Origin of the sequence: Nitrosomonas communis (assembly GCF_001007935.1) — a bacterium.
In the GTDB taxonomy this organism is placed as follows: domain Bacteria; phylum Pseudomonadota; class Gammaproteobacteria; order Burkholderiales; family Nitrosomonadaceae; genus Nitrosomonas; species Nitrosomonas communis.
Genome location: NZ_CP011451.1, coordinates 2,137,806 through 2,157,170 on the forward strand (window position 1 = coordinate 2,137,806; position 19,365 = coordinate 2,157,170).

At 47.6% G+C, this 19,365-nt stretch carries 13 protein-coding genes and 2 pseudogenes; 9 read left to right on the forward strand and 6 right to left on the reverse strand.

The genetic code is table 11. From position 1 onward, the window contains the following. Nucleotides 1-68: 68 nt before the first annotated feature. The 7 genes from miaB (at nt 69) to mfd (ending at nt 10,431) form a co-directional block, all read left to right on the forward strand. On the forward strand, nt 69-1,415 hold the full coding sequence (miaB, locus tag AAW31_RS09695; RefSeq protein WP_046850095.1) for a tRNA (N6-isopentenyl adenosine(37)-C2)-methylthiotransferase MiaB: 1,347 nt from the start codon (nt 69-71) through the stop codon (nt 1,413-1,415). A 73-nt stretch (nt 1,416-1,488) separates the two neighbouring features. Further along, on the forward strand, nt 1,489-2,475 hold the full coding sequence (locus AAW31_RS09700) for a PhoH family protein (protein WP_046850096.1): 987 nt from the start codon (nt 1,489-1,491) through the stop codon (nt 2,473-2,475). Beyond that, a complete protein-coding gene (ybeY, locus tag AAW31_RS09705) occupies nt 2,459-2,941 on the forward strand; it encodes an rRNA maturation RNase YbeY (RefSeq protein WP_046850097.1) in 483 nt (160 codons plus the stop codon). Before AAW31_RS09700 ends, ybeY begins: the two co-directional genes overlap by 17 nt. Nucleotides 2,942-3,012: 71 nt before the next feature. After that, nucleotides 3,013-3,846, forward strand: a complete 834-nt coding sequence (locus AAW31_RS09710) for an HlyC/CorC family transporter (protein WP_046850098.1) — start codon at nt 3,013-3,015, stop codon at nt 3,844-3,846. Nucleotides 3,847-3,956: 110 nt separating this feature from the next. After that, nucleotides 3,957-5,696, forward strand: a complete 1,740-nt coding sequence (gene recJ, locus AAW31_RS09715; RefSeq protein WP_046850099.1) for a single-stranded-DNA-specific exonuclease RecJ — start codon at nt 3,957-3,959, stop codon at nt 5,694-5,696. Further along, on the forward strand, nt 5,693-6,961 hold the full coding sequence (locus tag AAW31_RS09720; RefSeq protein WP_046850100.1) for an MgtC/SapB family protein: 1,269 nt from the start codon (nt 5,693-5,695) through the stop codon (nt 6,959-6,961). The genes recJ and AAW31_RS09720 overlap by 4 nt, the downstream gene beginning before the upstream one ends. A gap of 11 nt (nt 6,962-6,972) precedes the next feature. Next, the gene (mfd, locus tag AAW31_RS09725) at nt 6,973-10,431 is read left to right on the forward strand and encodes a transcription-repair coupling factor (protein WP_046850101.1); all 3,459 of its coding nucleotides are present in this window, start codon (nt 6,973-6,975) and stop codon (nt 10,429-10,431) included. A 73-nt stretch (nt 10,432-10,504) separates the two neighbouring features. On the opposite strand, the pseudogene AAW31_RS09730 reads toward mfd, so the two are convergent. The 3 genes and pseudogenes from AAW31_RS09730 to AAW31_RS09740 form a co-directional block, all read right to left on the reverse strand. Beyond that, nucleotides 10,505-11,008: pseudogene (locus tag AAW31_RS09730) on the reverse strand (IS982 family transposase); the annotation flags it as partial. Between the two features lie 180 nt (nt 11,009-11,188). Beyond that, nucleotides 11,189-11,542: an HPF/RaiA family ribosome-associated protein gene (locus AAW31_RS09735; protein ID WP_046850102.1), complete on the reverse strand. Its 354-nt coding sequence runs from the start codon at nt 11,540-11,542 to the stop codon at nt 11,189-11,191. Between the two features lie 22 nt (nt 11,543-11,564). After that, complete coding sequence (locus AAW31_RS09740) at nt 11,565-12,716, reverse strand: baeRF3 domain-containing protein (protein ID WP_046851667.1); 1,152 nt, start codon at nt 12,714-12,716, stop codon at nt 11,565-11,567. A gap of 276 nt (nt 12,717-12,992) precedes the next feature. On the opposite strand from AAW31_RS09740, the gene AAW31_RS23115 reads away from it, so the two are divergent. After that, the gene (locus tag AAW31_RS23115; protein ID WP_258920384.1) at nt 12,993-13,127 is read left to right on the forward strand and encodes a hypothetical protein; all 135 of its coding nucleotides are present in this window, start codon (nt 12,993-12,995) and stop codon (nt 13,125-13,127) included. 150 nt (nt 13,128-13,277) lie between these two features. Here AAW31_RS23115 and AAW31_RS09745 read toward each other — a convergent pair. Next, nucleotides 13,278-14,367 (reverse strand): annotated as a pseudogene (locus AAW31_RS09745) (IS110 family RNA-guided transposase). Between the two features lie 356 nt (nt 14,368-14,723). On the opposite strand from AAW31_RS09745, the gene AAW31_RS18925 reads away from it, so the two are divergent. After that, on the forward strand, nt 14,724-16,295 hold the full coding sequence (locus AAW31_RS18925; protein WP_052752168.1) for a lipase family protein: 1,572 nt from the start codon (nt 14,724-14,726) through the stop codon (nt 16,293-16,295). Between the two features lie 203 nt (nt 16,296-16,498). On the opposite strand, the gene AAW31_RS09755 is transcribed toward AAW31_RS18925, so the two are convergent. Together AAW31_RS09755 and AAW31_RS09760 are read right to left on the reverse strand one after the other, a co-directional pair. Continuing rightward, nucleotides 16,499-18,190, reverse strand: coding sequence for an AAA family ATPase (locus AAW31_RS09755; protein ID WP_046850103.1), 1,692 nt, complete (start codon nt 18,188-18,190; stop codon nt 16,499-16,501). 128 nt (nt 18,191-18,318) lie between these two features. Then, complete coding sequence (locus tag AAW31_RS09760; RefSeq protein ID WP_082110400.1) at nt 18,319-19,068, reverse strand: IS5 family transposase; 750 nt, start codon at nt 19,066-19,068, stop codon at nt 18,319-18,321. Nucleotides 19,069-19,365: the final 297 nt, after the last annotated feature.

Here is a 19,365-nt window from a genome sequence, read left to right on the forward strand (position 1 = left end):
CGTTATATACTTATCAGGCTGTTCAAAATAATGCATTCAATTTCCAGCTAAGCTACTTGTAATATTCCGTGAGTAATAAACTATATATTAAGACTTTTGGTTGCCAGATGAACGAGTATGACTCGGATAAAATGGCGGATGTACTTCATGTTGCCAGGGGTATGGAGTTGACTGATAATCCCGATGCAGCCGATGTGATTTTGTTCAATACTTGCTCTGTGCGTGAGAAAGCGCAAGAAAAAGTTTTTCATGATCTCGGACGGGTGCGGCACCTGAAAAAAAATAAGCCGAATCTGTTAATTGGTGTGGGAGGCTGTGTCGCTAGTCAGGAAGGGGCAGAAATCGTTAAACGTGCTCCTTTTGTAGATCTCGTGTTTGGGCCACAAACATTGCATCGTTTGCCGGAATTGATCAAGGAACGTGAAGCTACCGGTCGGCCACAAGTGGATATTTCTTTTCCTGAAATTGAAAAGTTTGATCATTTGCCGCCCGCTCGCACAGAAGGAGTGACGGCTTTTGTCTCCATCATGGAAGGCTGCAGCAAGTACTGCAGTTTTTGTGTGGTGCCGTATACGCGTGGTGAAGAAGTATCGCGTCCGCTCAACGATGTGCTGGTTGAAGTGGCCGGTCTGGTGGTACAGGGTATCAAGGAAATTACCTTACTTGGACAGAATGTCAACGCCTATCGTGGCGAAATGGATGAGGGTGAAATCGCTGATTTTGCCCTGTTGCTTGAGTATATCCATGAGATTCCTGGCATAGAACGTATTCGCTATACCACCTCGCATCCTCGGGAATTTACTACTCGTCTGATTGAGGTTTATGCAAAATTGCCGAAAGTAGTCAGCCATTTGCACTTGCCCGTTCAATCGGGTGCAGACAGAGTTCTGGCAGCGATGAAACGTGGCTATACTGCGCTTGAATATAAGTCGATTATCCGCAAAATACGTGCAGTCCGTCCAGATATTTCCATTAGTTCCGATTTTATTATTGGATTTCCGAGTGAAACCGATGCCGATTTTGAAGCGACCATGAAGCTGGTTGAAGACGTAAATTTTGATGAATCATTCAGTTTTATTTATAGCCCACGGCCAGGTACCCCTGCTGCTGATTTGCCTGATGATACCTTCCATGAAACCAAGCTGGCGCGGCTCTATCGTCTCCAGGAAAAAATTGCTCAGCAGGCACAAGCTATTAGTCAGGGAATGGTAGGAACAAGTCAACGTATACTGGTAGAAGGACCTTCCAAAAAGAACCCTGATGAATTGTGTGGTCGAACGGATAATAATCGGGTAGTTAATTTTGCTGGGACACCTGATCTGGTGGGTCATTTTATCAATATCAGGGTTACAGCTGCCTTGTCGCATTCATTACGTGGAGAAATTATCCATGAGTCGCGATCGATTGGCCTATAAATGCTCTATTATTACTTGCAATCTATCGTAACCCCTGCGAGAATCAATACGTCGCATTTATTTAACAAAAGTCTTGAAACCTAAACCTGTCGAGATTACTTTTTCTCCGGTTGATAACCGGCGTCTAGCCAATCTCTGTGGCGCGCTAGATGAAAACCTTAAACAAATTGAAAATGCGCTGGATGTCGTAATCGCACGGCGCGGTGAACATTTTAGTCTGCGCGGCCAAGCAAATCAGACGCAGCTGGCTGCCCAAACCCTGAAGAATTTATACAACCAGTCACACCATCATCTTAGCGTAGAGCAAGTGCAACTCGGTTTGATCGAGATAACTAACGCGTCCCATGCTTCGCAGTCGGCTGGGGATGAACTGGCGGATGCTGATGCTGAGTTAGCGGTACCCAAACTGATCACGCGGCGCAGCAATTTACATGGTCGCACACCACGGCAGGTGCAATACCTGCAGCAAATCCAGGATCATGATATTACCTTTGGTATTGGCCCGGCAGGTACCGGTAAAACCTATCTGGCGGTTGCCAGCGCGGTCGACGCATTGGAACGCGAAACGGTTGCACGCATTATCCTGGTGCGGCCCGCAGTCGAAGCGGGGGAACGCTTGGGGTTTTTGCCAGGGGATATGGTGCAGAAAGTTGACCCCTATTTACGCCCGCTTTATGATGCGCTATATGATCTCATGGGATTTGATAAAACCGGCAAGCAGTTTGAACGCAGTACCATTGAGATTGCCCCGCTAGCATTCATGCGTGGACGTACCTTAAATCAATCGTTCATTATTCTGGATGAAGCCCAGAATACGACGCCAGAACAGATGAAAATGTTCCTGACACGAATAGGTTTTGGTTCCAAAGCCGTCATTACAGGCGATATTACCCAAATTGATCTACCCAAGAATCAGAAGAGTGGTTTGATCGATGCAGAGCATGCCTTGGGAAAGATACGGGGGATAGCCTTTACCCATTTCAAAACTGAAGACGTCGTACGCCATCCGCTGGTGCAGCGTATTGTCGACGCTTACGAGAAACATGAAAAACGTCAGTAAGGTTCCCGAACCTTCCTCTGCCACAAATCATAAAAAGTTTAAATTAGTGCTGCAATATGCTGCTGAATTTCCCGGAACACCCAGACGGTTGCAGTTTCGTAAATGGGTGAATGCGGCATTGATGCAGAGTGCGGAGATCGTCTTGCGCATTGTTAACGAAGAAGAAGGCAGAGAGCTCAACCGCCATTTTCGTGGTAAAGACAAAGCCACCAATGTCCTGACGTTTGTCTACGATGAACTGCAATCCTTATCAGGCGATATCGTGCTCTGTGCGCCGGTCATCATCAATGAAGCACAACAACAAAAAAAAATTTTGGCTGCACATTATGCTCATCTGACCGTACATGGGGTATTGCACTTGCAGGGTTATGATCACGAGCATGAAGCAGATGCGGCGATCATGGAGCAACTTGAAACAGAAATTGTCACCCAATTAGGTTATGCCGATCCTTATTATGAACAATAAGGTGCGATAGCTTTCGTTCACAGTCCAGTTTTTTTAAGCACTACACTATTTAAACAATGATGAAATTGATCATGAATAATTCCTCCCATAAAGTCAGTTGGTTTGAACATCTTGGTTCACTCCTTTTCCGCCAACCCGAAGATCGTGAGCAGCTGGTGGCTTTGCTGCACTCTGCGTATGAACGTAATTTGCTCGATTCCGATGCGCTGGCCATGATTGAAGGGGTGTTGCATGTATCCGAAATGCAGGTGCGTGATATTATGGTGCCGCGTTCACAAATGGATACTATTGATATCAGTGAAAAACCGGATGAATTCATTCCGTATGTTATTGAAAAGGGACATTCGCGTTTTCCTGTTACGGATGGCAATAAAGATCATGTGATTGGCATTTTGTTGGCAAAAGATTTGCTGCGCTATTACGCAGGAGAAGAAGCGTTTGATGTACGTGATATGCTCCGTCCAGCCGTGTTTATTCCTGAGTCCAAGCGTCTTAATATCTTACTCAAGGACTTCCGCCGTAGTCGCAATCATATCGCCATCGTGGTAGATGAATATGGCGGTGTAGCTGGTTTGGTCACCATCGAGGACGTACTGGAGCAGATTGTGGGGGAAATTGAAGATGAGTATGACTTTGATGAAGAGGAAGCGAACATCGTAGCGGATGCCAGCGGTTATTATCGCGTTAAAGCGATCACGGAAGTCGCCAGTTTTAATGAGGTACTAGCAGCCGCCTTCAGTGACGAGGATTTTGATACGATTGGCGGGCTCGTTACCAGCAAATTTGGCCGGCTACCCAAGAATGGCGAATCCATTGTGATCGATAATTTCAGATTTACCGTGTTACGAGCCGACAGCCGCCGCTTGCATCTCCTAAAAGTAGAAAAAGTGGAGCCAAGCGCTTAAAATTTTTCCATCTGTATTTTTAATATCGCGTACTACCCACTCATTCGCTTAGCGCAAAATACTTATCCGGGCTAACGTTTCAGAATGCCAGATGTTAAAATAACTGGCAAATGCCCAACATCACTACCCGCAATTTTTCTCAACACGCTTTTAACACGCTTAATCAATATGGTTTGCCTGCCGTATTGGCACGCATATACGCCGCGCGTGGCATTCAACAGCCTCAGCAGCTTGAGACAGAATTATCCCAGCTACTTTCATTTGAGCAGTTAACCCATGTTTCTCATATAGCGGTACTGCTGGCTGATGCCATTGCCGAGCGCAAACGTTTATTGATTGTGGCGGATTATGACTCGGATGGCGCGACTGCCTGTGCAGTGGCCATGCGCGCACTCAGAAAATTTGGTGCCATCGTCGATTATCTCGTTCCCAATCGTTTTGAATATGGCTATGGCTTGACGCCGGAAATCGTGCACCTTGCGGCTACCTCTTCTGCTGGACAGCCGGATATTCTCATAACCGTCGATAATGGGATTGCGAGTGTGGAAGGGGTGCGGGCGGCTAATCAGCTGGGGATACAAGTACTTATTACCGATCACCATCTACCGGGAGATCAATTACCCGCTGCGGCAGTGATCGTCAATCCCAATCAGCCTGGCTGCAATTTTCCCAGCAAGCATCTGGCTGGCGTAGGCGTCATTTTCTACGTGATGCTTGCGTTACGCGCGGAGTTGCGCAAGCGCAGTGCGTTCGCTGCTGGTAAAGAGCCCAATCTGGCGAGTTTGCTTGATCTGGTTGCGTTGGGGACAGTTGCGGATGTCGTCAGACTCGATAGCAATAACCGCATTCTGGTTCAGCAAGGTTTGCAGCGTATTCGCAAGGGACGGGCATGTGCCGGCATTAATGCCTTACTGCAGGTTGTAAAACGTGATTTCCGACAAGTCTCCACCTATGATCTGGGTTTCATCATTGGGCCAAGATTGAATGCAGCCGGCCGACTCGATGATATGACCCTGGGGATTGAGTGCCTGATCACAGATGATGAATCCAGAGCGAGTCAGCTTGCTGCGCAACTGGATGAGTTGAACCGTCAGCGGCGTGAAATCGAAGCAGATATGCAAAATGATGCGTTGAGCAAGCTGGCAACTGTCATTGAAACTCAGGAATGCGCAACCGGATCTGGTTATAGCTTATGTTTGTATGATCCAAGCTGGCATCAAGGTGTGATTGGTTTACTCGCCTCGCGTATCAAGGAAAAATTTCATCGTCCGGTGATTACTTTTGCGCCGGGCAATGAAGGTGAAATTAAAGGCTCAGGACGTTCCATTCCAAGTTTTCATTTGCGTGATGCATTGGATCTTGTTTCTAAAAGGTATCCAGGATTAATTTTGAAATTTGGTGGGCATGCTGCAGCAGCTGGCTTGACTGTGCATGAGCAAAATTTTGAGCGTTTTCGGGATGCGTTTGAGCAAATTGCGCAAGCACTGCTGACGCCTGCAGATTTAGTCCATATCATAGAGACCGATGGCGAACTGGATGAGGCTGAATTAAATCTGGATCTGGCGTACTGGTTGGCTGGCTGTGTCTGGGGACAAGGTTTTCCTGAGCCGAACTTTAATGCCTGTTTCTACGTGGAAAGCCAACGTGTAGTAGGTGAGAAACATTTAAAATTAAAATTGAAGAAATTTGATTCGCACCGCAGTTATGATGCCATCTTATTTTTTCAGGTGGAGTTGCTGCCGCCCATGATTAATGCAGTCTTTCGTGTACAAGCTAATGAATACAATGGTAATACGACCCTGCAATTGCTGCTTGAACACTGGTTTCCGATTGATTCAATGACGCTATGAATAATACCTTCCAACCGGGAGTAGAGCTTGAGCATTTGGCTCCCTTTGCTACCAGTCTTGCCATTGGTCTTTTAATCGGCCTCGAACGTGAGCGTAGCCCCACAGCGAGAGCGGGGTTAAGAACATTTGCCCTGGTCTCACTGTTTGGTACGCTTAGCGCCATGTTGTCGCAAAAAACAAATTCACCCTGGTTGCTATTTGGCGGACTGTTGCTAGTGGGAACCATGATGATTACTGCTTATATTCGTCATCGAAATGAATTGCCTGATCCTGGCACGACGACTGTTGCGGCTATCCTTATCTGTTATGGTCTGGGCGCCACAGTCTGGTATGGCGAATCCACGCTGGCGGGGATGCTCGCTATTGTTACGACTATGTTGCTTTATTTTAAAACAGAACTGCATGGCATCACACAAAAACTTGACCGGCGCGATCTGATTTCGATGCTGCAGTTTGCCGTACTCACTTTTATCGTGTTACCGGTCTTACCTAATCAGGATTATGGCCCCTATGATGCGCTTAACCCTTATCAGATCTGGCTGATGATCGTATTGATATCGGGTATCAGCCTCTCCGGCTATATCGCATTGCGCTTTATTGGTCAGCGCTATGGCGCTGTCCTGTTAGGAATACTGGGTGGGGTCGTATCCAGTACTGCTACTACCATGGTATTTACGCGTCGTAGCGAAGATAATCCGATGCTGACCAAATTAGCGGTGGTGGTGATTCTAGTGGCTAATTTAATGGTTTTGGTAAGACTTACCGTCATCAGTGCGGTCGTGGCGCCGGTGATATTACCCAACATATTGCCGATCCTGGGTATGGGCCTTTTTTTTGGCCTGATCGCCACTACTTTCTGGTGGCGTGATTTAACCCAGCAAGAGGAACTTTCTATACCTGAAACTAAGAACCCTGTTGAGCTTACGATTGCAATCGGCTTTGGGGCACTCTATGCGATCGTGTTGCTGTTAAGTGCCTGGTTATCGGACATTGCGGGTAGCAGCGGACTTTATATGGTGGCGATTATTTCCGGTTTGACGGATGTGGATGCCATTACGCTCAGCAGTCTGCGTTTGCTCGATCTAGGTCAGCTGCAGGTGACAGAAGCAGTCACTGCCATTACACTGGCCGTCATTTCAAATATTATCTTCAAGCTAGGATTGATACTAGCTATCGGTAGTTCGCTGCTAGCCAAGCGCAGTGCTTTAGGCATGATCATCACTGCAATCGGCTTGGGAAGCGCGCTGATATTGTTTGGAAAATGAAGTTGTAGACCATGTCATTTAAACTTAATTTACCCGCGCCAGGGATGCTGTCGCGTTATTTCGGATTTGACGGTTCGAGCGATACCTTGGCTCTTGCCGAACTGACACGTTCCGGGCAGCAATGGGCTAAGCCGCTGACCATCATTACTGCCAGTGCATTGGATGCACAGAGATTGCTCGAAGAGTTACCTTTTTTTGCACCTGAATTAAATGCGCATCTGCTGCCAGATTGGGAAACATTGCCTTACGATACTTTCTCGCCACACTTTGATCTGATATCTGAGCGACTGGCGACCCTTTATCAGGTCATGAACGGGTTCTGCGATGTATTGGTCGTGCCTGTGACAACCGCTTTGTATCGCATGCTACCTAAGGAATTTTTGGCAGCCCATACTTTTTTTATCAAGCAGGGCAGTGTACTTGATTTAGCTGCCTTCCGCAGTCAGATGACTTTGGCTGGCTATACGCATGTGACACAGGTATTGTCACCGGGTGAATATAGCATACGCGGGGGATTGATCGATTTATTCCCGATGGGCAATCCGCTGCCTTACCGTATGGACTTGCTTGATAACGAAATCGAGACCATCAGGACATTCGATGTCGATACCCAACGCAGCATTTATCCGGTCAAAGAGATCAGATTGCTGCCTGCGCGTGAGTTTCCCTTGGATGAAGCGGGGCGCACGCGCTTTCGTATCAATTTTCGCGAAAAATTTGAAGGCGACCCTTCTCGCAGCCGGATGTATAAAGAAATCAGCAAAGGGAACACGCCCGCAGGAATTGAGTATTATCTTCCGCTTTTTTTTGAGCAAACGGCTACCTTGTTCGATTATTTGCCTCAGAACAGCTTGTTATGCCTGCATCAGGATATTTATCCAGTGGTCGAAAATTTTTGGCGTGATACTCAGTCGCGTTACCAATTATTACGAGGGGATACCGATCGCCCCCTCTTGCCACCAACTGAACTGTTTCTGACCACGGATGGCTTTTTTGGCAAACTGAAACCTTATACGCGTATTCAAATTCAGGCTGATAAAGACCTGGCCGCCGAATCATTTACGCAACCTTTGCCGGCCGTGCGGGTGGATCGTCATGCAGCTAATCCACTTGAAAAATTGACTGCATTTGTTGACGATTATACGCTATCGGGCGGACGTGTCTTGCTACTGGCTGAGAGTATGGGGCGGCGTGAATTGATAGCTGAATATCTGCATGAATATGGTCTGTGCCCGACACTTTGTAAAAATTATGCAGAATTTCAGTCGAGCAATGAGCCTTTCATGCTGAGCGTTGCGCCGGTCCATACCGGCTATATCCTGAATGCTGATCGCTATGCGTTGATTACCGAGAGTGAGCTTTACGCAACGCATGTGCATGGGCGGCGTGAGCGTGAAACGCGCAAGGCTACCTCGACTGACGTTATGTTGCGCGATTTATCTGAAATCAAGCCTGGCGATCCAGTCGTACATGAACAACATGGCATTGGCCGTTATCTCGGGCTGGTCAATATGGATCTAGGCGAAGGGGAAGCCGGTCAAACCAGTGAGTTCCTCGCACTGGAATATGCCGGCGGCGACAAGCTGTATGTGCCTGTTTCTCAACTGCATGTGATTGGACGTTACAGCGGGGTCTCGCCTGAATCAGCCCCTCTGCATAAACTTGGCAGTGGACAGTGGGAAAAAGCCAAACGCAAGGCCATGCAGCAGGTGCGTGATACAGCAGCTGAGCTGCTGAATCTGTATGCGCAGCGTGCAGCGCGTCAAGGTCATGTTTTCAAATTTAAACAGCATGATTATGAAGCGTTTGCAGAAGGATTCGGCTTCGAAGAAACCGCTGATCAAGCGGCTGCTATTGAAGCGGTTATCAGCGATTTGACCTCGGGCAAACCGATGGATCGACTGATTTGTGGCGATGTCGGCTTTGGTAAAACAGAAGTTGCTCTGCGCGCGGCCTTTATTGCAGTGGCAGATGGTCAACAGGTGGCCGTACTGGTGCCTACCACTTTGCTCGCGGAGCAGCATTTTCAGAATTTCTCGGATCGCTTTGGCTTAATTGCTGAACAATGGCCCGTGAAAATCGCCGAGCTATCACGCTTTCGTTCAGCCAAAGAGCAAGGGCAAGCTTTGGAAGGCCTCGCCAGCGGGCAAATAGACATCATCATCGGCACACACAAGCTGATCCAGGAGAAGGTTAAATTCAAGAATCTCGGCTTGGTGATCATTGATGAAGAACACCGCTTTGGTGTTCGTCAAAAAGAGCAGCTAAAAAGAATGCGTACCGAAGTGGACGTGCTGACTCTGACGGCTACACCCATTCCCCGTACACTCGCCATGTCACTGGAAGGGCTGCGCGATTTTTCTATTATTGCTACTGCCCCGCAAAGACGGCTGGCCATCAAAACCTTCGTCCATCCTTTTTCGGAAGGGATTATCCGCGAAGCTTGTCTGCGGGAGCTGAAACGTGGTGGCCAAATTTATTTTCTTTATAATGAAGTGAGCACTATTCAACACATGTATGACAAGCTTACGCAACTTCTGCCGGAAGCGCGTATTCACATCGCCCACGGGCAGATGCGTGAAAGTGAGCTGGAGCATGTCATGCGCGATTTCTACCAGCAACGTTTCAATCTGCTGCTATGCACGACTATTATTGAGACGGGTATAGATATTCCCACTGCCAACACCATCCTCATCCATCGTGCAGATAAATTTGGTCTGGCGCAATTACATCAGTTGCGCGGTAGGGTAGGGCGTTCTCACCATCAAGCCTATGCCTATCTGCTGACGCCGGGTGATGAAGCACTCAGTGCGCAGGCCAAAAAAAGACTGGAGGCGATTCAATCAATGGAAGAGCTCGGATCAGGCTTTTATTTGGCCATGCATGATCTGGAAATCCGCGGTGCCGGTGCTGTGCTGAGCGAATCACAAAGTGGTGAAATGCAGGAAGTCGGTTTTAATCTCTACAGCACCATGCTGGAGAACGCGATTAAATCACTCAAAGCAGGCTGTGAGCCAGATATGCAGCATCCCCTTGGTATTGCCACTGAAATCAACCTGCATGTGCCTACTTTACTGCCAGAAGAGTATTGCAATGATATCCATGAACGCCTGGTGCTGTATAAACGCATGGCCAACTGCATCAATGATGGGCAACTGGATGATATGCACCGGGAACTGATTGATCGCTTCGGTTTGTTGCCTGACCCAGCCCGAGCGCTACTTGACTGTCACCGTTTGCGTATTGCTGCCAAAACGCTTGGCATTGTGCGGATTGATGCCAGCACCGACAGTATTCTTATTCATTTTGCGCCCAACCCCTCTGTGGAAGCAGGCAAAATTATCACACTTATCCAAAGTGGCCGGGAATACAGTCTGGCTGGCCCAGATCGCCTGAAAGTCCAAGTGAAAATTCCGGATGCGGCAGAACGGGTCAAGCGCATCAGGAAGCTGATGGAGATGTTGAGTTAGTCAATATCCAACTTATCTTAGCTAACTCCGTTTTGAATGAAGGAGCTTAATTAACGCGAGTTCGACATAAGAATTATGACACTACGGCTGGAATAGTTTGAGAAAATCTATAATGTTAAGTGAGTGTTTCTTCTCCCGAAAAGTGTAAGTACCAGCCCGGCTATCAGATTAACAAAGAAGTTAAATGGGTAGCGATGGCGGGAATGCTTGATTTGCGAGATATTTTTCAATTGATTATTGATGGTCTCAATAATGGAGTGCTTACGTAACAGGAGTTTGGCAAACAGCGGCAACAGCTTGTTTTTTATGTTCTTACGCACCTTGGTGACGAGCTGCACGCCCTGCTGCCAGAGTTGCTCAAAGAGCGGCTGCGAGAGATAGCCCCGATCACCAAAGAGTTTTCCAAACGAAGAGCGTGTCAGCGCTGGCAGGAAATCACGATCATCAACGTTGCCCACCGTTATTTTTACTCCCAGCAATTCCCCCGGGCATTGATGACCAAATGCAGTTTGAACCCATAAAACCAACCCATGCAGGTTTTTCCCCGAGCAGCAAACTCTGCCATCATTGTATGCGACCAAAATTTTATAAAAATATCTCAACGAATTTCACTACTGTTTTAACAGTAGAACTTGGGGAGTCGAGTTTCTTCTCGACTCCCCTATACAAGTTTGGTCCATATTCAAATTAAACTGAAAAGAGTTCAAAGGCATAAAGCTGAATTTTGAAATGCGATGAGTGATTTATCCAAGAATGATCATTCTGATTCTTCACCCCTCGGAACAGCAGGGCTCTTCATTTGGCTGCTTAGTTTGCCAATAATGCTATCGAGTGATGCTTTCAACTTCTTGGCTGCACCGTTTATGGCCTCATTCACAGTTCCTGCTTGATGCGTAACAGCAACGGGTTGGCGGCCCTCTAGCCGGACTTCCATCAAGCAGCGTTTATCGCGTGAGCCCCCTTTCTGGCTGTTTTCATCACTGAGATGGACTTCCACTCGAGTCACCTGATCACGAAAATGTCGTAAATTGCTCTCGATCACTTCCTCAACCTGCGCGTTCAGCACATCTGAACCTTGGATATTATCGTCGGTATTGACTTGGATTTTCATAATTATTCCTTTCAGCTTTGGTTTAATAACGGTAGATCGCGGCAACACCTGTTTGTGAAGGCATGTGTTCAGCAGGAATCACCCACACATGGCCTCCTTTGTTCGCAACCAGCTCTCCCAGATCGTCAAGCAGGTCATCCACGCCAGGATCGCTAAGCTCGCTGAGTTCGATACGCCCCGTTGTGGAATCGAGTCGGCCAGGAAGTTGACGGTCGCTTTCGAGCAGCAGCGTTTCCACGCGACCAGCTGTAACTGCAGCCGCAACCTCAGCGAGATCGTCACTACCCAGACCCTTAGAGTGAGCTTGCGCGAATACTTCAATTAGTTCAGTAAGCCGTACCTGGTACTGAGGTGCGACAACTTCCCACGCACGGGCTCGAAGTTCCTCAAGAGACACAGCATCGGGGCTAATCATGATCCCCTCAGTGGCAAGAAATGGATTATGGCTGACGCGGTGGAACAGAGCGTGATGCTCAGGCAGTGCTGCTAGGATTAAGGGAAGTCCAGTTGGTTGCGAGTAATGCTCAAGTACTGCGCGGTCAACCGCACGGAAGAATCGCTCGGTGTCCACATCCATCTCGTCTTTTTTGCCGCCGTGTCCGTGGTGCATCGGTGTACTCCCTGGTCCGGCGCCGCCACCATAAGAAGATACGGTCAAGCGTGGCTCAGTCAACTCATCACCGAGGGCATCGGTAATCGTGCGCGGGACGCCGGGAGTAAGATCAATCTCGTCGATCGCATCGTGGTTTCCTTCGAAAAGCCTAATCGCATGCTGGCTCAAACCGAGCACTTGATAACGATCAACGGTTTGTAATAAACGCCTGAGTGGTTTGGTATGGAAACTATCAGCCACTACAGCCAGCTCAATGACCGGGCGTTGCGTCCTAAATACCTGAAAAAGTCCTGATGCAGCAAATACTGCCAATCCATCAAGGGTATGATTCCAAAACGCCATATCATCGGCAAGGGCGTTAAAGGGCTCCAGAATCTTAGTGATTGCCACTGCAGGATACTTCTGCTGCAGCGATTGCTCTAGCTTTTTCACTAAATTCCGGAAACGAATGGGATCCTGCTGATTGTCGGGGTGGTGGCGGTGGGTTGACTGGTAAAGTGATAGGCAGGGTGGCTGTGCACCAGCGAGCGTAGTAGAAAAGTCGTGAGTAAGTAGATTCATGAGCAGTCTCCTTTGAGAAGAGCAAAGCGTGAAGTACGCAATGAGTTGACTTTCAATGGTTTCCGCACGATACACATTAGCAGCTTCATAAATATAGCAGATATAATATAGAGGCGCGGAAACCGCATCTGCCTTGTTAATTGTAACAGACTCAGTAAGGTCAACCACGATCAATCTCTTTTTATATGAAAGAGACTGAAAGGCCATATTTCCACCAAGAAATGAGTCTGAAATTGAATTGCTGAATCGAGTATTATGCAAAGCATGGCGATTAATATGGGAGAAGCGAAACTACAGGCTCTGGCACAGATCAAGGAATTCTTGGAGAAAACTACAGAGGTAGCATTTCGAATTTCCAAGGACGAGCGTAATCGATTAATAGAGCGTATATTCAAGCGGCTACGCCTCTGACACGGACGGGTAGAGGGCGTAATGCTGCGATACATCGAGCGTATGACTGGATTTTCACGGCAGCAAATGCGACATGATTAGCGTGAAAGAGCCCATGCTGAAGGCGAGCAAATCTCTGGCCAGTGAAGGCCATGATACGATAAATCATTATCAAGTTTTGGCTGGTGTGATAATGTCGAACTTGATCAGAGCATTAATCCAACGCGGAGCATTGCGTTGAGCGGAAAGTGCTTCATAGTCAGTGGCTGAATCCCGGTAATGTTCGTACCGTTTGAGCATGAAGAAAACAGTGCGTAGTATTTTGTGGCCGATAGCCACGATTGCGCGTTTGTAGCCGCGCCGAACGACGAGAGACTGGAACTTCGATTTGACCACCGATCGGGTACGACTGGCGGCATGAGCGAACTCGCAAAGTAACCGTCGAACACAAGGGTTGCCCTTGCGGGCACGTCCAGATTCATGTTTGCCGGCGGACTCATGGTTACCGGGACAGATGCCGACCTTTGACGCCATATGACCAGCGCTGCCGAAGGCATTCATATCAGTGCCAATTTCGACGAGCAGCATAGCTGCACCCATGAGGTCGACACCAGGCAAGGTTTGCAACAGTGCCAGCGTATTGTGTTCATCCTTAAGTTCATCCAGAAGCTTGGCATCGAAACGGGCGATACGTGCTTCGATCTGCTCGATATGTGGCATCAGTTCGTCGAGCACAAAATGGTGGCTTGTTGTCAGATCACACTGCAAGGCGTCGAAGATTTCAACACGGCTGGCCTTGAGCCGCCGACTGGCGAATTTGAGTACCTCATGGGGTGGCTGTCCGGCGATAATCGTCTTGACCACGACCCGCGCCAACTGACTGACCAGTTTCTGTCGCTGATGGGCAATCAGACGCAGCTCGCGTAGTCTTGCCGGCGGTATAAACAATCCTCGTAGCCAAGCCAGCGCACGCCAGTGTCGCCAGCCAGCGGGCGTCACTTTTGCCCGAATACCTACTGCTTCTAGCCAAGCCAAACGGGCTCTTCCAGTAGGTACCTGTGCTTTCCATCACAACCTCGTCGGGGTGAAGCCCCGCCATCCAGCATGCCCGTTCCCGGCGATCGCGTTTGAACGTACCAAACTGCCGTTACTCCATGCTCGTACTGTCATCGGCTTCCTCGATCAATGCACAGGCCGTAATTTGCGCGTGATGAACCTCGAGACCAACCACGCATTTGTACAGTACTATCAGTTTCCATATTAACTCCCGTCAATTATACTCAAGGGTGGAAGGGGGTGAGTGCCAGCCAGCACTGAATATGCCTGAAGGTGATAAGTCACCAGCAGCCTGTTTAGCGTGCCGGGATGCGAGTCAGCCCAGCGGATCACGTTAGAATCGGGGAATCAGATTACCAAAATCTATTACGATCTCTACTCGCCACTTTCCACCTTGAAGTTTCTTTCATTCTTCGGGATACAGGTAATCACCATGAGCGTTAGAAATAGAATTAATAGTATTTTTTAGAGTGACCTATAGATTGAGTTCAATGTTTTTTATAGATGCGTGATAGGCTCCCAGGTAACCGTTAGCGAGATGCGATATAAAAAGGATAGAAGATGGCAATAACATCAGGGAGTGCCAGTTCCATTCCCGAACTTAAAATAACTTCCGACAACATAATGCTTGCTGCACTTAATCTTTCTGCACGAGCTTATTCTGATAACCATCTCGACGATCAACCAGTTATTGATGCTGTGAATGGACGCATTCAAAGCTGGGTACCTTTAGATGCCACAGCTTTGGGTTTTGCAGGAAACGATTCTCGATTCAGCACGATAGGCGAGAGTTTGTTGCGATATGACAATGACAATGCTTCGGCAACGGTGGGTTTAACTATACTGGGTGGCAAACGCATGTTAGGCATTTCATTTGAGGGCTCTAATGATCTTTTTACAAAAAATGGCAGAAAAGATTGGAATAATAATGTTTTCAACATAAAAGGTTATTATGATCTTTTAAACGATGCGCGCAACGATAACGAAGTCGGCTTCCTTCAATCAATCGCCAACTATATTAGTAGCCAAGGTATTGAACAGGTGCTCGTGACCGGCCATAGCTTAGGAGGAGCCGCTGCACAATTCTTCATGCAAGACTATGGTGTTACCGATGCGAGATATATCGGGGTAACTTTTGGATCACCCGGTACTAATCATTTTCAAGCATTACCGGAAGAACGCTTCGTCAATATTCGTCATAATGACGATGAAGCGGTAATAGCAGGAGAGGCGAGGGGATATGAAATAAGTGGCTCGGTTATTAATGTACGGGTGGATGATTCCGGGATAAATGGATTATCAGAACATGCACTGTTCGTTCCGCTGGATGACACGGCAATCAATTACCGAAAAAGTATGGAATTTATCACTTCCCAATTGAATGCAAACACTTTGTTCCGGGATATGAATATTGTTCCTGGCACTCATGGCAACGACAATGTGAATGCAAAAGAAGGTCAAAACATTGAGGTACTGCTGGGTGGTGATGGCGCTGACAATATGACAGGTGAAATGCCGGGTGAGCAACATATACAGATTTTCAAAGGGAGTTTGGGCAACGATACGATTCATGGTGGGGGAGGAATCGATTATGCCCTCTACAGCGGTGCCCGTTCTCATTTTACTCATCAAGTTTCGCCAGCCGGTGAGTTGATCGTAATTGATCAACGGACAGGGTCGAATAATGAAGGAATCGATACGCTTCAAGGTATCGAGCGTATCATTTTCACTGATATGGCTTTTGCGCTCGATATGGATGGCTCGGCCGGGATAGTTGCGAAATTGATTGGAGCTGTTTTTGGCGCGGGAAGTATTTCCAATACCGATTATGTGGCAGTCGGCCTTTCTGAGCTGGAAAAAAATACTGGTTATGAAGATCTTGCTGCCTTCGCTATTGCCGCCACCAGTGCCAATACACCTGCGCAAATAACTTCGTTACTCTGGAGCAACCTCATGGGAACAGCACCCACAGCGGAACAGGCGCAGCCATACATTGATCTACTGAATTCAGGCACATCCATTGGAGAATTGGGTGTATTCGCCGCAGAGCATCCGCTCAATCAAGCGAATATAGCGCTGGCCGAGCTGAGGGAAAGTGGGATCATTTTTGATCCGCTCGGGTTTGTTGTTTAGCACATAGCGTGAGACCAGCCCGGACTGATTCTATCTCTCAATTAAAGCTGGCTTTGTCGGCTTTACATTGCCGTTTTATTTATATTGTCTGCGGTTCGCCTTCGCGTCATGTTTAATTTGGAAATAGAATGACTAACAGCCAGCAACACATGCTAGGTTGGATGATTAACCAAAGGAGCAATGGCTGCGTAGGTGGCAGATGGTTAAGCAATCGCCCAGTTGTAATGATTGCAGGCGCTGAGTATGGTACGGTGCAAGAAACGATGGATCGACCAGTAATCTTCCGTGCCGGCACCCGTAAACATGCCCACGATCAGCAGATTCAATGAGGAATTGGCCGCCTCATTGAATTCTACTAGCAGTCCCGTTAGATGAGGATGAAAGGGTTGTTGCGCCAACTGCTCTTCCAGATAGGCGCGTAATGTGGGCACAATATCGGTCAGAATAGTCTCATGATGCAGATAATTCAGTTTGAAGTTGATCGGTATAGCAAAACCATCTCGCGATAGGTTACGAGGTTTTTTGCCAAGATAGTTAGCTACGCTGAAGGTGGTAGTGGCTCCCATTATATGCATTTGCACTATTTCTGGCGTTTGAAGTAATACTTTGCCATAAATGTCGCCCTCCAGAATGACGATATCGCCTACTTGGCTGGGGAACCAGGGTTCTTCCGGGGAATATGGACGCGACTGCAAATCTACCAAGCGGTCAATAGGAAGACGCAGTAACCCCCCATCAAGCAAAGGATTGTACAGTGTTGAAAAGAGGTTAAGTGAAGCAATCCGCCAAGGTAGTCCATTGTATAAGATGCGTTCACCTTCTCGAACGCCACCCATATTGAGCAGAAGGCGAATTTCTCGGATATAACGTGGCAACGATTTTTGTAATCCCCAAATTAATGTGATCATCAGCAAAACCATGAGTCCAAATAACAGCCAGTCGCCAAGAACGTACAAAATAAGCATAGCGGTAAATAAAGCCAGGGTCACGGTCAGCGTTCGAAGCAACAAGGCAATAGCTCGAGCCAGTCGTCGTGTTCCGGGTTCATGCTTTCGACTTGGCAGCCGTCTGATCAATCGCCCGAGGCCTATCAGCACCAGATAAATCAACACAAAACCGCACAGCGCCAGTATTAAATTAAGCCCACGCCCGCTAGCAAACTTTTGCAATTTGGTGATCAATTCCTCACCCAGTTCCTCACTAGGGGCAATTAAACGCTGCAGTTCGGTATCAATTCGTTGCAGACGGCTTTCGGCATTTTTACGTGGCTCCTGCCATTGATTAAGCAAATCTTTAAGCGCGTGCCTGACTGTTGCATGCTTGCTTTGTGCCAGCGTTTTCTCCAGTTCTGCAATTGCTGCGTCAGCGAGCTGCAAGTGATCTTCTTGCAACATTTGTTCATTTTTTAGCTGCTCCATCTTGCGCGGTCGCTCGGTCAACTGCTTTAGATCATCCATGAGGGGCCGTACAATCTCCTCTAATTCCTTTTTCCAGTTGAATGGGGCTTTTTCTTCCGGTTTCTCGGCTAATGTTGCAAGACCTTGCCCTCCGGTGACCGTTTCTTCAAAAGAGTTCTTCAAATCAATTAAACGTTGATCGAGTGATTGCAATTGTTTTAGGGTCTGTTGTTTGTCCGCTGGATTGGAAGTGTCTTTTAATTGCTCGCTGAGAGCAGTGCGCTCATTTTCAGTTTCCTTGATAGTGGTCAGCAGTTCATACAGTGATTCATCTGACGAGGGTGACTCAGTAGATTGGGTTGTGGCTGGTGCCGCCGGCTTAGTTGCTGGTACTGGTTGTGCACAAATACCCGATGAGAGGAGAACGAGAAAGAAAAAAGGGACTAGCAAAGGGATTATTAAAGGGGTTAGCAAAGGGACTGGCTTGAGCAAGGCCATGACAATACTCCTCCTCTATCTCTTCTATCAAATAGATGCGAAGGTAAACCTAGACAGTATAAATAATATGGTAAGGTCGAACTGAAGAAAATAAGATTTGATAATGTGCACTAGGGTCTGTTGACATTTCACATAGGTAGCCACAGATATCCACACGCTATGGCTACCATACTCTCGTAATTTCGCTTCAGTTTGTCGTATCGCGTTGCTATTGCCCGATACTGCTTTAGCCGGGCAAAAGCATTCTCCACCAAATGCCGGTATTTATATAAACCCCAATCCATATCTGCATTACCCTTCAACGAGTTGCGCTTTCCCGGTATCACAGCCCGAGCTCCCTTCTTCGTTATCTGTTCCCGTAACCATTCGCTGTCATAGCCCTTGTCCGCAACGATTGTTTTTGCGTCAGGCAACCTGGCAATCAAATCAGGTGCGGCAGAACAGTCATTGACTTCTCCACCGGTAATTTCAAACTCAACTGGCAAACCATACCCATCGACCGCTAAATGGATCCTGGTGGTATTGCCTGCACGGCTTTTCCCGATAGCCTGCGATTCTTGACTCGCTGCTCCCGCACTATGTTGATGCGCTTTAACATAACTGCCATCCATAAATCTCCATTCCCAATCGGGATCAACAGCCAATGCTTTGAAAACATTGAGCCATTTCCTGCTCAATGACCATGCATTGAATCTTTTATAGATAGAATTCCAGCAGCCGAACACCCTGGGCAGATCGCGCCATGGACAGCCAACCCGCATTCGATACAGTATGCCTTCTACCGTCATGCGCAGATTGCGCTTGTTATAAATCGATTCTTGAAGCAGAATCTTCTCCAGCTTCGACCAGTACTCATCATTGAGCATCATTCGGGGCATCGCAAACTCGTTTTGTTGGTAGTGTAAAGAACCCCAATATTACGAGTTTGTTTTTACCTATGAAATACTTATCTTAAAACGTCAACAGACCCTAGTAGAGTGAGACTTAAAATAACGGTAAATTCATCATTGCAACACCACACTCACTCCTCGGATCAAGCTGAGCATTAATAAGAAGGAGCTCGCTTCTTCAAGAGGCCTTTCTAAAGCTGATGAACTTGATTTGCAGAAGGAATGAAGAAGCCTGGCAGTTCCCATATTATGATCGTGCGCTTAAAACCAACAGGGATAAAACTA

Bases quoted from the DNA above. Each gene is read 5' to 3' on its own strand.
- ybeY (WP_046850097.1), top strand. From the start codon at position 2,459: ATGAAAAACGTCAGTAAGGTTCCCGAACCTTCCTCTGCCACAAATCAT.
- AAW31_RS09710 (WP_046850098.1), top strand. From the start codon at position 3,013: ATGAATAATTCCTCCCATAAAGTCAGTTGGTTTGAACATCTTGGTTCA.
- recJ (WP_046850099.1), top strand. From the start codon at position 3,957: ATGCCCAACATCACTACCCGCAATTTTTCTCAACACGCTTTTAACACG.
- AAW31_RS09720 (WP_046850100.1), top strand. From the start codon at position 5,693: ATGAATAATACCTTCCAACCGGGAGTAGAGCTTGAGCATTTGGCTCCC.
- mfd (WP_046850101.1), top strand. From the start codon at position 6,973: ATGTCATTTAAACTTAATTTACCCGCGCCAGGGATGCTGTCGCGTTAT.
- AAW31_RS09735 (WP_046850102.1), bottom strand. From the start codon at position 11,542: ATGAAAATCCAAGTCAATACCGACGATAATATCCAAGGTTCAGATGTG.
- AAW31_RS09740 (WP_046851667.1), bottom strand. From the start codon at position 12,716: ATGAATCTACTTACTCACGACTTTTCTACTACGCTCGCTGGTGCACAG.
- AAW31_RS23115 (WP_258920384.1), top strand. From the start codon at position 12,993: ATGGGAGAAGCGAAACTACAGGCTCTGGCACAGATCAAGGAATTCTTG.
- AAW31_RS18925 (WP_052752168.1), top strand. From the start codon at position 14,724: ATGGCAATAACATCAGGGAGTGCCAGTTCCATTCCCGAACTTAAAATA.
- AAW31_RS09755 (WP_046850103.1), bottom strand. From the start codon at position 18,190: ATGGCCTTGCTCAAGCCAGTCCCTTTGCTAACCCCTTTAATAATCCCT.
- AAW31_RS09760 (WP_082110400.1), bottom strand. From the start codon at position 19,068: ATGCCCCGAATGATGCTCAATGATGAGTACTGGTCGAAGCTGGAGAAG.